This window comes from Amycolatopsis sp. NPDC102522, assembly GCF_055584485.1.
Map to the genome: position 1 here is coordinate 315,703 of NZ_JBVJLY010000007.1, position 14,261 is coordinate 329,963.

At 69.4% G+C, this 14,261-nt stretch carries 15 protein-coding genes; all 15 read right to left on the reverse strand.

All coding sequences use genetic code 11. The features are described from left to right. Window positions 1–2 precede the first annotated feature (2 nt). The gene (gene mraY, locus ACZ6YV_RS19875; protein ID WP_465510981.1) at window positions 3–1,088 is read right to left on the reverse strand and encodes a phospho-N-acetylmuramoyl-pentapeptide-transferase; all 1,086 of its coding nucleotides are present in this window, start codon (window positions 1,086–1,088) and stop codon (window positions 3–5) included. Then, a complete protein-coding gene (locus ACZ6YV_RS19880; protein WP_465510982.1) occupies window positions 1,085–2,617 on the reverse strand; it encodes a UDP-N-acetylmuramoyl-tripeptide--D-alanyl-D-alanine ligase in 1,533 nt (510 codons plus the stop codon). The genes mraY and ACZ6YV_RS19880 overlap by 4 nt, the downstream gene beginning before the upstream one ends. After that, window positions 2,614–4,119, reverse strand: coding sequence for a UDP-N-acetylmuramoyl-L-alanyl-D-glutamate--2,6-diaminopimelate ligase (locus tag ACZ6YV_RS19885; RefSeq protein ID WP_465511033.1), 1,506 nt, complete (start codon window positions 4,117–4,119; stop codon window positions 2,614–2,616). The genes ACZ6YV_RS19880 and ACZ6YV_RS19885 overlap by 4 nt, the downstream gene beginning before the upstream one ends. 504 nt (window positions 4,120–4,623) lie before the next feature. Then, window positions 4,624–6,552, reverse strand: a complete 1,929-nt coding sequence (locus tag ACZ6YV_RS19890) for a peptidoglycan D,D-transpeptidase FtsI family protein (RefSeq protein ID WP_465510983.1) — start codon at window positions 6,550–6,552, stop codon at window positions 4,624–4,626. Then, window positions 6,552–7,277 carry a cell division protein FtsL gene (ftsL, locus tag ACZ6YV_RS19895; protein ID WP_465510984.1) on the reverse strand — a complete coding sequence of 242 codons (726 nt, stop codon included), beginning with the start codon at window positions 7,275–7,277 and terminating at the stop codon, window positions 6,552–6,554. The genes ACZ6YV_RS19890 and ftsL overlap by 1 nt, the downstream gene beginning before the upstream one ends. Further along, window positions 7,274–8,233 (reverse strand): 16S rRNA (cytosine(1402)-N(4))-methyltransferase RsmH, encoded by a 960-nt coding sequence (rsmH, locus tag ACZ6YV_RS19900; RefSeq protein ID WP_465510985.1) that lies wholly within the window; start codon window positions 8,231–8,233, stop codon window positions 7,274–7,276. Before rsmH ends, ftsL begins: the two co-directional genes overlap by 4 nt. Window positions 8,234–8,437: 204 nt before the next feature. Then, entirely contained in the window at window positions 8,438–8,869 is a 432-nt protein-coding gene (mraZ, locus tag ACZ6YV_RS19905) for a division/cell wall cluster transcriptional repressor MraZ (RefSeq protein WP_091616769.1), read from the reverse strand. Between the two features lie 486 nt (window positions 8,870–9,355). Beyond that, window positions 9,356–9,928, reverse strand: a complete 573-nt coding sequence (locus ACZ6YV_RS19910) for a hypothetical protein (RefSeq protein WP_465510986.1) — start codon at window positions 9,926–9,928, stop codon at window positions 9,356–9,358. After that, a complete protein-coding gene (locus ACZ6YV_RS19915; protein ID WP_465510987.1) occupies window positions 9,928–10,986 on the reverse strand; it encodes a WXG100 family type VII secretion target in 1,059 nt (352 codons plus the stop codon). The genes ACZ6YV_RS19910 and ACZ6YV_RS19915 overlap by 1 nt, the downstream gene beginning before the upstream one ends. Beyond that, window positions 10,983–11,306: a type VII secretion target gene (locus ACZ6YV_RS19920; RefSeq protein ID WP_465510988.1), complete on the reverse strand. Its 324-nt coding sequence runs from the start codon at window positions 11,304–11,306 to the stop codon at window positions 10,983–10,985. The genes ACZ6YV_RS19915 and ACZ6YV_RS19920 overlap by 4 nt, the downstream gene beginning before the upstream one ends. Next, on the reverse strand, window positions 11,303–11,830 hold the full coding sequence (locus ACZ6YV_RS19925; RefSeq protein WP_465510989.1) for a YbaB/EbfC family nucleoid-associated protein: 528 nt from the start codon (window positions 11,828–11,830) through the stop codon (window positions 11,303–11,305). The genes ACZ6YV_RS19920 and ACZ6YV_RS19925 overlap by 4 nt, the downstream gene beginning before the upstream one ends. A gap of 53 nt (window positions 11,831–11,883) precedes the next feature. Further along, window positions 11,884–12,636 carry an ESX secretion-associated protein EspG gene (locus ACZ6YV_RS19930; RefSeq protein WP_465510990.1) on the reverse strand — a complete coding sequence of 251 codons (753 nt, stop codon included), beginning with the start codon at window positions 12,634–12,636 and terminating at the stop codon, window positions 11,884–11,886. After that, window positions 12,633–13,211: a PE-PGRS family protein gene (locus ACZ6YV_RS19935; RefSeq protein WP_378237112.1), complete on the reverse strand. Its 579-nt coding sequence runs from the start codon at window positions 13,209–13,211 to the stop codon at window positions 12,633–12,635. The genes ACZ6YV_RS19930 and ACZ6YV_RS19935 overlap by 4 nt, the downstream gene beginning before the upstream one ends. A gap of 11 nt (window positions 13,212–13,222) precedes the next feature. Beyond that, entirely contained in the window at window positions 13,223–13,741 is a 519-nt protein-coding gene (locus tag ACZ6YV_RS19940) for a DUF3558 domain-containing protein (RefSeq protein WP_465510991.1), read from the reverse strand. 40 nt (window positions 13,742–13,781) lie between these two features. Then, complete coding sequence (locus ACZ6YV_RS19945; RefSeq protein WP_378237110.1) at window positions 13,782–14,135, reverse strand: hypothetical protein; 354 nt, start codon at window positions 14,133–14,135, stop codon at window positions 13,782–13,784. Window positions 14,136–14,261 lie beyond the last annotated feature (126 nt).

Below are 14,261 nucleotides of genomic sequence, written 5' to 3' on the forward strand. Positions count from 1 at the left end.
TCTTAACCCCCGAAGCTGAGCTGTTCGCTGTAGAACAGGCCGAGACCGAACATGCAGCAGATGGCCGAGAGCAGCCAGAACCGGATGATGACCGTGGTCTCCGCCCAGCCCGCGAGCTCGAAGTGGTGATGGAACGGGGCCATCCGGAACAGCCGCCGCCTGGTCGTGCGGAACACCGCGATCTGCGCGACCACCGAGATCATCTCGACCATGAACAGACCGCCGATGACGATGGCGAGCAGTTCGGTGCGGGTGGTCATCGACAGACCGGCGACGAGGCCACCGAGGGCCAGCGAACCGGTATCACCCATGAAGATCTTCGCCGGGGCCGCGTTCCACCACAGGAACCCGACACAGGCTCCGGTCGCCGCGGCGGCCACCACGGCCAGGTCCAGCGGGTCACGGACGTCGTAACAGGCTGTCTGCGGGGAGACCGCGCACGAGAGGCGGGTCTGCCAGAAGGCGATGACGACGTAGGTCGCCAGGACCATCGCCGCGGTGCCACCGGCGAGACCGTCGAGGCCGTCGGTGAAGTTCACCGCGTTCGACCAGCCCGAGATGACGATGTAGCAGAAGATCACGAAGAACACCGACGGGAAGGTGATCAGCGCGAGGTCCCGCACGTAGGACAGGCTCTCCGACGCCGGGGTCAGCCCCTTCTCGTTGGCGAACTGCAGCGCCAGGATCGCGAAGGCGATCGTGACCACCAGCTGGCCGACCAGTTTCGCGGTCTTGTTCAGCCCGAGGTTGCGCTGCTTGCGGATCTTGATGAAGTCGTCGAGGAACCCGACGATCCCGAGGCCCACCGCCAGGGCAAGGACCAGCAGGCCCGAAGCGGACGGGCCGCCGGTGCCGTTGCCGCCGCTGAGCGCGCTGATCAGATGGGCCACGAAATACCCGACGACCATCGCGACGATGATCGCGACACCACCCATCGTCGGGGTACCGCGCTTGGATTTGTGTCCCTGCGGTCCTTCCTCCCGGATCTCCTGGCCGAAGCCCTGCCGGGAGAAGACCCGGATCAGATAGGGAGTGAGGAGGATGGAGACCAGCAGGCCCGCGCCGGCCGCGATCAGAATGCTGATCACGCGTCACCACCGTTCGAGCGTTCTTGAGAGGGGGAAGGGGGTACTACAGGGGATTCTGCGTTCGTTTCGGGGGAGGCGAGCACGGCGTCGGCCACTCGCCACAGTGCGGCGGCCTTGGACGCCTTCACCAGCACCACGTCTCCCGCGCGGAGCTGATCATGCAGCAGGGCGATGGCGGCCTCGACGTCGGGTACCAGTACCGACTCCTCGCCCCAGGAACCCTCCTGCTGGGCGCCCTGATGCGTGGCCGCGGCCGCCTGGCCGATGACCACGAGCTTGTCGATGTTGAGCCGGACGACGAGCCTGCCGATGCCGTCGTGCGCCGTGACCGAGTCCTCGCCGAGGTCGCCCATCACGCCGAGCACGGCCCAGGAACGGCGCGTCGCGCTCATCGACGCGAGCGCCTTGAGCGCGGCCCGCATCGACTCGGGGCTGGCGTTGAAGGAGTCGTTGAGCACCGTGACGCCGTCGGCGCGGGTGGTGACCTCCATGCGGCGGTCCGAGCGCCGTTCGAGGCTCGACAGGCGGGCCGCGACCTCCTCGACCGACGAGCCCATCTCCAGGGCCACGGCGGCGGCGCTGAGCGCGTTGCCGACCTGGTGCTCGCCGTAGAGCGGCAGCTTCACCGGCGCCTCGCCGTCCGGGGTGACCAGGCGGAACGACGCGCGCGCTTCGTCGTCGAGGGTGATGTCCACGGCGCGGACCTGCGCGGACGCGCTCTCGCCGACGAACACCACCCGCGCGGTGGTCCGGCTCGCCATCGCCGCGACGTACGGGTCGTCGAGGTTGAGGACGGCGACACCGCCGTCTTCCGCGCTCGGCAGGGCCTCGACGAGCTCGCCCTTGCCCTTCGCGATGCCTTCGCGTGAGCCGAACTCGCCGACGTGCGCGGTGCCGACGTTGAGCACCACCCCGATCCGCGGCGGCGCGATGGCCGCCAGCTCGGCGATGTGGCCCGGCCCGCGGGCGGACAGCTCCAGCACCAGCTGCCGGGTCGAGTCGTCGGCCCGCAGCGCCGTCCAGGGGTGGCCCAGCTCGTTGTTGAACGATCCCGGCGGCGCCACCGTCGGGCCGAGCGGCTCCAGCAGCTGGGCGATGATGTCCTTGGTCGAGGTCTTGCCGGCCGAGCCGGTGACCCCGACGACGGTCAGGTGGTCACCGGAGAGCTTCCGGACCACGTGCCGGGCGAGCTTCGCCAGCGCGGCCAGCACCGCGGCACCCGCCCCGTCCTTGTCCGAGACCAGCGCGAACGCCCGGTCGTGGGCGACACCGGCGTCGAGCGGCGGCACGATCACGGCCGGGGCGTCGACCTCACGGGCCGCGAGCACCGCGACGGCGCCGGACTCGACGGCCCGCGCGGCGAAGTCATGGCCGTCGACCTTCGCCCCGGGCAGCGCGACGAACAGGCCGCCGGGCGTGATCTCACGGGTGTCGAATTCGACGCTTCCGGTGACCTCGGTGGTCCCGTCGGTCCGATGCAGCCTGCCGCCGACGATGGCGGCGATCTCGGCCAGGCTGAGCACGATCACACTGTCTCCAGACGTCTGCGGATGGCGGAGGCCAGCTCCTCCCGGTCGGAGAACGGGTGCACGACACCCTGGATCTCCTGACCGGTTTCGTGGCCCTTGCCCGCGATGAGCACGATGTCGCCGGGCCGGGCGAGTTCGACCGCGTGGACGATGGCGTCCCGGCGGTCGGCGATCTCGAGGATCTCGCCGCCCTGGGCCGGTCCGGCGTTGCGGGCACCGGCCAGCATGGCCGCCCGGATCGCGGCCGGATCCTCCGACCGCGGGTTGTCGTCGGTCACGATCAGCACCTCGCTGCGCCGGACCGCCGCCTCGCCCATCACCGGGCGCTTCGCGGTGTCACGGTCACCGCCGCAACCGAGGACGGTGATGATCCGGCCCTCGGTGCGGGCACGCAGCGCGTCGAGCCCCTGCGCGACCGCGGCGGGCTTGTGCGCGTAGTCGACCACTGCGGTGAACGGCTGGCCGAGGTAGACCCGCTCCATCCGGCCCGGCACCTCGACCGAGGCGAGCCCGGCGACGATGGCTTCAAGCGGGACACCGGCGGTGGTGAGGATCGCGGCGGCGAGCACGGCGTTCGCCACGTTGAACTCGCCCGGCAGCGGGATCTTCGCCGACGCGGCGAGGCCGTCGGGGCCGTGGAGGGTGAAGGTCTGCTCCCCCGCCGGGGTCGGCGTCAGGTCGGTGGCGCGCCACAGCGCGTCCGTGCCCGGCTCGGTGGAGACGGTCACCGTGTGCGGGGTGAGGAGCGCCTGGCCCCAGGCGCTGTCGACGACGACCACCTCGGCGGTGGAGCGGCCGTCGAACAGCAGCGACTTGGCGGCGAAGTACTCCTCCATGTCCTTGTGGAAGTCCAGGTGGTCCTGGGAAAGGTTGGTGAAGGCCCCGACCGCGAAGCGCGTGCCGTTGACCCGGCCCAGCGACAGCGCGTGGCTGGAGACCTCCATCGGGACGTGCGTGACCCCGCGTTCCACCATCACCGCCAGGAGCGCCTGCAGATCCGGCGCCTCGGGAGTGGTGAACCCGCTGGCCAGCCGCTCGCCCGCGATCCGGGTCTCGACCGTGCCGATCAGCCCGGTGGTGAGCCCGGCCGCCTTGAGCCCGGCGTCGACCAGGTACGACGTCGTGGTCTTGCCGGAGGTGCCGGTGATCCCCAGGACGGACAGCTCCAGCGACGGCTCGCCGTAGATCCAGGCGGCGATCTCGCCGAGGGCGGCACGCGGGTCCTGGTGCACCAGGATCGGCACGCCGGCGTCCCGGAGCACCGGGCGCTCGGCGCCGGCCTCGTCGGTGAGCACGGCGGCCGCGCCGGCGGCGATGGCCTGGTCGCTGAAGTCCGCGCCGTGGGCACGGGCTCCGGGAAGCGCGGCGAAGAGGTCGCCGGGGAGGACGTGCTGCGCGCGCAGCGTGCTGCCCGTGACCGTCAGCTCGGCCGCGGCCGGATAGTCGTCGCCGTCCACCACGAGCCGCGCGCCCGCCCTGGCGAGCAGCGTGCCCAGTGGCATCGGCTCGATCCTGGCCGGACGAGGGGGCGCGGCGACGGCCTTGACCGGACTGTCCGGGACCTGGGCAGCCGTCCCGCCGGACCCGCTTTCGACGGCGGGACCGCTGCTGGGATCTGAAGTAGGCACCGACACAGCAAAGGAGGTTACCGGCGTGGCATTCGGGTGACTGAAGCGGTGCGGGGTGTGAGCGCGGCGATCATGCTCGTGGTAATGGGTTTCATGAGCTCTCGTTGGCACACAAGGGCTTCCGACTGTCGCTTGAGGACTTCGGGGGCGAGCGGTCCCGGGTTTCCGGACACGGCTCGGCGCGGAGAACCGTTCACGGACAGCGACGATCACGTTCCAGCGCGGTGCCCGGAGCCGGATCTCGCGTGTTTGAAGCCGGATCTCCTGTGTCTGGAGCCGGATCTCGCGTGTCTCGGGCCGGATGAGCGAGATCCGGCTCCAGACACGCGAGTTCCGGCTTCAAGCACGCGAGTTCCGGCTTCAAGCACGCGTGGTACGTCAGGAAAGCACCAGCGGGACCTGGGGCGTGGGACCGTTCGAAAGCGGGATCTGGAACCGCTGCGCCAGGTAGGCGGCCACCGAGTGGAACAGCGGCGCGGACGAGCCCCCGCCCGGCAGGGAGGTGTCCGGCGCGTCGAGCCGGATGCCGACCACGAAACGCGGGTTGTCTGCGGGCAGGATCCCGGCGAAGGTGATGTTGTACAGCTGGTTGCTGTACTTCTTCGTCTGCGGGTCGACCTGCTGGCCGGTGCCCGTCTTGCCCGAGATCTGGTAGCCCTCCAGCGCGGCCTTCGGTCCGGTGCCGCTCTGCAGCCCGCGGCCGCTCTGCGTCACCGCGCGCATCATGTCGCGCACCGTCTTCGCCGCCTGCGGGCTGATGACCTGCACGGTCTTCGGCGCCGGCTCGGGGACGACGGTCCCGTCCGGGTTGACCTTCGCCTTGACCACCCGCGGTTCCACGCGCAGTCCGTCGTTCGCGATGGCCTGGTACATCCCGGCCATCTGCACGACGGTCATCGAAAGCCCCTGTCCGATCGGCAGGTTCCCGAAAGTCGTGGCGTACCACTGGTTCCGGGGCGGCACGACGCCCGGGCTCTCGCCGGGGAGGCCGAGACCGGTGCGCTGGCCGAGGCCGAACTTCTTGAGCAGGTCCGCGTACTTGTCCTCGCCGAGCTTCTGCGCCAGCAACAGGGTCCCGACGTTCGACGACTTCGCGAAGATGCCGGTGGTGGTGAACTGCTGCGTGCCGTGGTGCCAGGCGTCCTTGACGATCTTGTCCGCGACCTGCAGCGATCCCGGTACCGCCAGTGACGACTCCGGGGTGGTGATGCCGTCGTCGATCGCGCCCGCGGCGGTGACGATCTTGTTCACCGAACCGGGTTCGAACGGCGTGGTCACCGCACGGTTGTTGAGGTTCTCCGTCTCACTGCGCGAAGCCGGGTCGTTGAGGTTGACCGTCTTGTCGTTGGCCAGCGCGTAGACCTCGCCGGTCTTCGCGTCCATGATGACGGCCTGGCCGCCCTTGGCCTTCGACTTGACGACGTACTCGCTCAGCTGCCGCTGCAGTTCGTACTGCAGGTCGGTGTCGATCGTCAGCTGCAGGTCCGAACCCGGGACGGCGTTCTGGATGTCCCGCTCGGTACCGGGGATGACGAGGTTGTCGTTGCCGTTGCGGGTGTTGACGATCTTGCGGCCCGGCGTTCCGGCCAGGTCGTAGTCCCGGGAGGCTTCGAGCCCGTAGCCACCGTGCAGGTTGTGCTTGGAGAGGTCCTTGTCGTCGGTGCGCCAGTTCGCGTAACCGATGATGTTCGCGCCCACCGAGTCACCGGGGTACTCCCGCTTCGAGCGCTTCTCGACGCTGATCCACGGATACACCTTGACGATCGCGTCGGCGACCGACGGTTCGATGTCGTGGACCAGGTAGGTGAACCCGTCCGGCTTGTGGAGCTTGTCCAGCAGCTCCTGCTCGGTGATCACCCCGGGCAGCTTGGCCGCGATCAGCTTCGCCGCGCCCGCCACCTCGGTCTCGAAGTTCTTGCCCTTGGCCGGGTTCTTGGCGGCGAGGTCGTCCATCGTCTTGTGGAGCCAGTTCAGGCTCACCGAGAGGGTCCGCACCTCGACGCTGAACGCGATCTTCGTCCCGTTGCGGTCCAGGATGGACCCGCGCTGCGCGGGGCTTTCGATCACCGACGCCCGCTGCCGTTCCGCGGCTTCGGACAGCGCACCGGCCTCGAACCACTGCACCTGCACCAGTTTGAGGCCGGCGAGCACCATCACGATGATCAGCAGGATCCGGACGCCGGTGAACCGGCTCGGATTCCCGCCGTTGCCCCGCCGGGCGGTGGCACGACGGGTCCCGGCGGCATAGGTCCGCCGAGCGCTCCCCGCCGATCGGGACCGGGCCTGCGCCGGACGGCCGGGGGACATCACTGTCCTCCCTGCGCCGGGGGTACGGGAGGCGCCGGCGGCGGCGCGTTCTCCTGCGGGACCGCGGGCTGGTCGCCCTCGATCGGCGCGCCCTGCTGGGTGCCCTCGGCGGGCGGCACGGGCTGGGGCTGGGCGACCGGGGCGTCGCCCGTGGCCTTCTTCGGGTCACCGACCACAGTGGACTGCCCATCCGGCCCGACCACGATGTGCGCGGGGTCACCGCCGGGCACCATGCCCAGTTCCCTGGCCTTGGGCGCCAACGAAGCGGGCGACTCGGCCTTCGCGACCTCGCGCAGCAGCCGTTCCTTCGACTCGGCGAGTCCGGCGTTGGTCGTGCGGAGTTGTTCGAGCCGGTAGGAGTCGGCGATGGCCTGCGTGGTCAGCCACAGGGTGCACGCCACGCCGACGGCCAGCATGCCCATCATCATCAGCACGAACGACGCGCGCGAGCGCGGCCAGCGCAGCTTGAGCTTCTTCCTCGGCTCTTCCTTGCCCGCGCCGCCTTCGGCGTCAGGACGGTTGCGTTGCTGGTCTCGCTGCAGCAGATCGGCGCGCTGGGCGCGACGGGCGTAGGCGCGTTCCGCCGCCGACGTCCGGCCGCGGGAGGCGCGGGTGGACTTCGTGGTCTCGGTGGTGTCCGGCGTTTCCTCGACCGTGCCGGTCGCGCGGGCACGCCGTCCGGGCGCCGGTGTCCGGCGGCCGCGGGACTTCGCGGGAGCGGTCATCGTGCTCGGTCTCCGATCCGTTCGGCGGCTCGCAGCCGCACGGAGGCGGCCCGTGTGTTCTGCTCGGTCTCCGCCTCGCCGGCCTTCTCGGCCCCTCTGGTGAGCAGTTTCAGTTCCGGGCCGTGGCCCGGCAGTTCGACCGGAAGCCCTTCCGGGGTCCGGGATTTCGCCAGTTCCGCGAAGGCCTGCTTGACCAGCCTGTCTTCGAGGGACTGATAGGACTCGACGACGATGCGGCCGCCGACGGCGAGCGAGGACAGTGCCCGCGGCATCGCCCTCCGCAGGACCTCCAGTTCGCCGTTGACCTCGATCCGCAACGCCTGGAAGGTGCGTTTCGCCGGATGCCCGCCGGTGCGCCTGCTCGCCGCGGGGACCGCGTCGTACAGCAGTTCCACCAGCCGCCCGCTGCGTGTGAAGGGTTCCTTCTCTCGTTCCGCCACAACGGCTTTGACGATCCGCTGGGCGAATCGTTCCTCGCCGTAGTCACGCAGGATCCGGATCAGCTCGCCCGGGGTGTAGGTGTTGAGCACGTCGCCCGCGGTGATCCCGGTGGTCGGGTCCATCCGCATGTCGAGCGGGGAGTCCTTGGAATAGGCGAACCCACGCTCGGCGCGGTCCAGCTGCATCGAGGAGACACCGAGGTCGAACAGGATCCCGTCCACTCTGGACAGTCCGAGATCCTGCAGCGCGGACGGCATCTCGTCGTAGACGGCGTGCACGAAGTCGACGCGATCACCGTGCGGCGCAAGGCGTTTCGCGGAGAGTTCCAGCGCGTTGGGGTCGCGGTCGAGCGCGACCAAGCGCAGCGTGGGGAACGCGGTGAGCAGCGCGTCCGAGTGACCGCCGAGTCCGACGGTCGCGTCGACCAGCACGGCCTCGCGGTCGGAGAAGACCGGCGCGAACAACTCGACGATGCGGTCGAGAAGCACCGGTACGTGCTCGTGTTCGCCTGCCATGTCTTCCCCCCTTTCCTGTAGTGCCGGGGAAGATGCCGGATGCCGTCAGGTCCCTGTCCGCCCGCCTGCTGACCTGGTACCGGGGAAGGTGTACCAGGGCCACTGAGCGGACAGAGGCCTCACGGCATCCGTGTGGGCGGTTTCCGGCGTTCCCGAAGCGTGAACCCGCGCCCCCCGACGGCGTGGGTGCTTCCTCGGTCACGTCTAGAAGACGCCCGGCAGAACTTCCTCTCGAGCCTTCGCGTAGCTGTCTTCGTGTTCGTCCAGGTAGCCCTGCCACGCTTGGGCGTCCCAGATCTCCAGCCTGGTGATCGCCCCGATCACCACGCATTCCTTGTTCAGCCCGGCATAGCGTCGGAGCTCGGACGCGATCGCGATACGTCCTTGCCCGTCCGGGCGTTGTTCGTCCGTCCCGGCGAAGAGGTAGCGCTGATAGGCCCGGACCGCCTCGTTCGTGAACGGGGCGTCGGCGACCTTCCTCGCCATCTGCTCGAACTCGGCCCGGGGAAAGACGAAGAGACAGTGATCCTGTCCCTTGGTGATCATCAGCCCACCGGCGAGCGCGTCGCGGAACTTCGCGGGCAGCGTGAGCCGCCCCTTGTCATCCAGTTTCGGGGTGTGGGTGCCGAGGAACATCGGCTCCACCTCCCTACCGATCCTGGCTGTGAACAACCAAGGTCGGCCACGGGGCTCCCTTCTGCCCCACTGCGCACCACCGTACCCCACTTTTCACCACAGTCAACGCGGCAAAAGCCGCGACCACTCCGTCGTGTCAGACGTTTTCGCTGGTCAGCCAGGTGGGGCCAGGTGGGGGCGCGGTGGGGGACGGTGGCCAAGATCCCCCTGGGCGGGTATCGAAGCAACCTCATCCATGCCTGATGCGTCCGGATAACGGCAGCCGGAACCCTGCTGTGGGGCGGAGTGGGGGTGAAAGTGGGGAATCCGGTGGGGCGCGGTGGGGGCATTGTGGAGCGTCATCCGCGACGGATTCCGTACCTGGCGGTACTTCCCAACGAGCCTCGTGAGTGGTAATGACGGTTCTTACCGTCCTCTTCACTCACGAGCTATCCAGCCACGGCGCGTCGATTCATCCCAGGTATCCGGCTGTCCTAATCGGACACCTCAGCGTTTGCGCTTGCGGCGTCCGTTCATGCCGGACGTGGCACGACGGCTGACGCCGCGCCAGTCCTTGGGCTTCTCCTTCGGCTCGGGCAGCAACCGGCCGAGACGGCCGCCTGCCCAGAACCCGGCGAGCCAGCCGGGGATCACGCTCACGAAGACGAGAAGGATCCACCAGCCGTCGGCGACCGGCCACGACGGCCGGTCGACCGGGACCACGGAAGATCCACCCCGCGAACTGTTCTTCTTCCGGTACTTGAATTCCTCGACAGCCACGCTGCCCGCCAACGCGGAGACCGAGGTGACGGTCGTGGTCGAGACCTGTGCTTCACCAGGGGAAACGTTGTCCCACCGGACTTCCGCCTCGCACGAGTACGTCATCCAGGTGTGGACCGCGCTCCTCCCGCACTGCCCGACCTGCGCGGTACCGGTCCTGGTGAGCGTGCCCCACGGCTCGAAACCGGCCACCCATTGCAGGGAGAACATCAGCCACAGCGTGAGAAGCACGCCGAGGGCGCCCATCACGCCAGGAGGCCACCATCGCGTGCGGCGGGCACTGTCACCTTGTCCGGTCATCAGTCATCGTCGTCGAGCGAGCCGCTGATCCGGCCGGTCTTGGGCGGGACGACCTGGCCGCGCCCGGGCGAGCCGCCGTCGTATTGATCGTGGTCCGCGGCGGCCGCCTTCCCCGCTTCCTTGGCGACCTTGAGGCCGGCGTTCTCCGCGATCTTGCCGCCGACGGTGTTCTCCAACCGGTCTTTCGCGCCACGGAGGTACTTGAGGTTGTCGCCCTTGAGTCCGTCCAGCGTCTTGTCGCCGGCCTTGATCGCTTTGTTCGCCTCGCGTCCCAGCTCGGACGACTTCCGGCCCAGTGCCCGTGTCGCTTCCCTGGCACGCCCGCTCGAACCTTCGAACCGCTTCACGAACCGCTGGATGGCGCCGAGCAGTTTGCCGAGTTTCTTCTGGATCTTCGCCATGACCTTGACCGCGTCGGCGAAGATGCTCGCGGTGAACGCGGCGACCGAACCGCCGAGAGTGAACCACGACGAGGCCAGGGCCAGCAGCGCGCGGGTGATCACATCGCTGATGAAACCGGCGATGATGTCGAAGATCAGTGCCCGCGCGGTGGCCACCACCATGCCGCCGGTGGTGATCCACTGTGCCGAGTCTTTCGCTTCGGCGGCGACGTCACGCAAAGACTGGGTGTACTGCAGCGCGACACGGCGGTAGGCGATGGCCGCGTCACCGTCCCATCCGGATGTCGTGCTCAGGGAGCCTTCGTAGTCGCCTGCCACGGCTTCGAGTTCGGCCGCGATGTTGTTCCAGGTCTGAGCCGCTTGCTGGACCAGCTCGGGATCACCGGTGAGGATCTCCAGTGGTTCGCGGATGAAGTCCAGGTTCTCCATCAGCCAGCCGACGCCGGCCTTCACCAGCTCACCGAGCGGGTTCAGGACCATGGACAAGACGTCCAGGCCGAAGGAGACGCCGTCCATCGCGACCGCGAACGCGTCGAGATCTTCGCCCTTCGCCCCTTTGTAGATGTCGCCGACCACGCTCGAGCCGCTGTCGAAGACGCCTCCGCCCTTGAACGGCTCGGACTTGTCTTCCTTTTGCGCGATCAGGTCTTCGCTCACAGCTTCTTCCCCAGATCCCGGCTGAGCTGCGCCGCGTCGTCGTCGATCTTCGCGTAGTCCGTGCCCGCCTTTTTCAGCGCATCGGACAACGCGTCGCCGAGGTTCGCCGCACTGGTCATCAGTTCGTCCGCGTCCCCCTGGGCGATCTGCAGCACACCTCCGACGGGCACCGCGCACAGCAGGCCGTAGCCCGCGAAGCCGCCCATCCCGACCTGGTTCGCCGCCGAGGCCGCGCCGCGGATGCGCTCGGCGAGGTCGGAGACCTGGTCCGCGTGTGCTTTGAGACGGTCCGGCGAGACGCCGTATCCCGGCCCGCTCACGAGCGGCCGGTCCAGTCGACGTTCTGGAAGTCTTCGCCGTCGTCCTCACCGGACGCGGGACGGGAAGGCCGGCGCTTCGGCGCTTCGGGCGCGGGTTCCTCTTCGGGGACCACGAAGCGCGCGGAGTCGTTCTGTTCCGGAGCGGCCTGGGGCTCTTCCCGCGGCGGCAGCGTGCTCTTGATGAAGTCGACCGCGTCGGAGTCTTCGCCGGTCAGCCCGGCCATGATCTCCAGGGTCCGGTCCGCGGCCTTCGTCGTCGCCTTGCGGTAGGTGCTCATGATCAGCGATGCGAGCTGGGCGGGCGGCCGTTCCTGCGCCTGCGGGGAAAGCGCGAGCGACGTCAGGCCACCGCCGGGGTTGACCGTCACCGTGACCATCCGGTCCGGGCTGCTCAAGGTGACGACGTTGTTCTCCAGGTCGGCCTTCGCCTGTTCCGCCTTGGCGAGCAGCGCGGCACTGCGCTGTTCCTGTTCGCGCATCCACTCCTGCGGATCGCGCACCTGGCCACCGAACGGCACGGTCATCCCGTAACCCCCTCCTCCCGAAGTCCCCCCTCGGGCACTCGACTCGTCAAAACCTAGCGGTCCGCGTCCAGCAGCGAAGCCAGGCGCGCGGCCAGCCTGGGACCGTCCACAGGGGACACGTTCACCCACGCCTGCCCGCCGCGGCCCTCGGTCCGCGCCGCGCAGTACGCGCCGACGTCGGTGTCGAACCAGGTCAGGCCGCCTGCCCGGTGCGCCCGGCCGTCGCGGTCGCGGGTCCGCACGGTGAACTGGCCCGCACTGTAGACCGGCCTCGCCTGGATCGCGAGCACCTCGCGCAGCTGATTGTCCGAGGCCGACGACCGTCCGCCGTCGCCGAACACCGGATCCTCCAGGTCGCCGCCGAAGCGCGCCGCGGGCAGGCTGATCCCGTAGCCCGGGCCGGGCCGCAGTTCCGGCAGGACGTCGACGATCGCGGCGAACACCTCGCCGTCGCCGATCCCGGAAAGCGCGATGGTCTGCTCGGGCTGGGTGGCCAGCACGCCGTGCCGCCCGCGCGCGGCCGCGACCGCGCGGAACGGGGCTTCGGCCGTCATGTCGGCCAGCGCCTCGCATTCGACGTAGACCTCGGCACGCGCGAGCAGGTCCAGCCGCGCTTCCAGGGCGGCGTCGAGCCGGTCCCCGTCGTAGAGGCCTCGTTCGGCGAGGTTTTCGTAGACCGCGCCGCGGATCTCGGCGCGTTCCGCTTCCGTGATTCCGACGCTGCGGACGGACAGGGGCCAAGGCGGGGGCCCGTGCCCCAGGTCGGACCAGAGGACGTCGAACGCCGACGCGGAAACGCGGATCAAGACCGCCCCAGCTCGGGTGGCTTCCCGAAGGAGACCTGCGGGGTCAGCGAGTGCAGCGACGCATCTCGGGTGTTCATCACGTCGACGGCCTTGCGCCGGGCGGCCTCGGCCTCCGCGTGCTTGGCCTCCATCTCGTCGGCGAGCGCGGCGAGAAGCGCGAGGTTCCCGCCCGCGGCCGCGCCACGGATCATCGAGCCGGGGTCGTAGTCCACCGGCGGCGGCATGTCCGCACGGGCCCGCGCCGCGGCCTCGGCCTGCCCGGAGACCGCCTGCCCGAGCGCGGACGAGAGGTCGGCGGACCAGGTCAGCCAGCCGGACGCCGTGGCCAGCACGCCTCGGAGCGCGTCACCCGCTTCGCCCCGCCAGTTCTCTTCGCTGCTGCCGACGAGCCCGGCCAGCTCGGACGTCGCGTCGTGCATGCGTCCCGCGAGCGCGTCCCAGGCGGCGCCGATGCCGCCCGCCGCCTCGGGGTCGTTGCCCGCTTCGACTTCGGCGGCCAGCGCCTCATGGCTGTAGGCCTCGTACCGCGTGGCCGCGACCGGGATCTCGCGGCCCGGCGTTTCTCCTTCAGGCACGGCACCTTCTCCTAAGGCAGTTTGGGTTCGGCCAGTCCCGCCACCTTCACCGCGCGCTCGCAGGCGAGCGGGGTGTCGGTGAAGTTCGTGTTGCTCACGTCGATCTGGACGCTCGCCTTCTTCCCCATGCCGAGCAGGACCGCGCAGGTCCCGTCGGCGGCCTTCTTGTCGGCGACCTTGAGCGCTTCCCGGTCACCGACCTTGGTCTTGGTGGCGGTCTTCCGCGCGATCTCGAGGTCCGCCAGCCCGTTCCGCTCGTCCACGGTGATGGTGAGGCCGAAGGTCGCGGGCACCGTCCAGTCGCAGGCGCGGGCGCCGTTGATCTCCTTCGGGACGCCGAGCACGTTCAGCCCGGCCGTCGACCGGTCCTGCGGGTCGAGCAGCGAGCAGGGGTCCACCCTGTCGTCCGGCACGGCCGCCGAAGACGCCGAAGCCGAGGGAGCCGGGCCCGCACCGTCGTCGGCGGCGGGAATCCGGGCCTGGCCTGCGGCCCCTTGCCCACAAGCGGACACTGTAAGGAGGGAGAGCACGCCGAAGAGGGCCGGAAGAGGGAGGCGTGAGCGCATGGGATCAGCCGCCGACACAGTCCACGTCCGCCGCCGCTTGTTCATCCTGTCGGGTGTAGCGGGCCAGCGCCTTCTCGATCCGGTTCTTGAGCGCCTCGAGTTCCCTGCCGAACGCGGTGAGCGCTTCGACAGCGGAGCCGTCGGCGCCGATCCCGTACTGCGCCATGAACTTGCCGACCTCGTCCGCGTATCCCCCGCCGAGGGGAACCGTGCGGCCGAGGACCTTGGCCTCACGGACCATCTGGCCGACCACGTCTTGCAGGGCGGAGATCTTCACGTGGGCATCGGACGCCAGTTCCGGCGCGACCGCGAAGCCGCTCAGATCGAACCGGGGTTTGGCGGTACTCACCTCGCTCATATGCGATTACGCCTCTCCGTAGTCGGACGATCTCGCAACGGAGCATACGATAAAACCCGGTGTCAGCGGGAGCACCTGAAAACACGCTCAACTCACCCGATCGAGGTAAGGTCTCTGGTTGCACAG